The following is a 226-nucleotide window of genomic DNA, read 5'->3' as shown; positions in this document are numbered from 1 at the left end:
CCTGATCATCGCCTGCCCGTGCGCGCTGGGCCTGGCCACCCCGACCGCGCTGATGGTCGGCACCGGGCGCGGCGCCCAGCTCGGCATCCTCATCAAGGGTCCCGAGGTCCTGGAGTCCACCCGTCGTGTCGACACCGTGGTCCTGGACAAGACCGGCACGGTCACCACCGGCCGGATGACGCTCCTGGACGTGTACGTCGCCGAGGGCGAGGACGAGAAGGAGCTG

1 pseudogene is annotated in these 226 nt (G+C 70.8%); it reads left to right on the top strand.

The features are described from left to right. A pseudogene (locus OO52_RS45890) lies at positions 1-226 on the top strand (heavy metal translocating P-type ATPase); the annotation flags it as partial.

Origin of the sequence: Streptomyces flaveolus (assembly GCF_000716535.1) — a bacterium.
Taxonomy (GTDB): domain Bacteria; phylum Actinomycetota; class Actinomycetes; order Streptomycetales; family Streptomycetaceae; genus Streptomyces; species Streptomyces flaveolus_A.
Note: the sequence above shows the minus strand (reverse complement) of the source record. Positions and strands in the feature narration are given on the sequence as shown.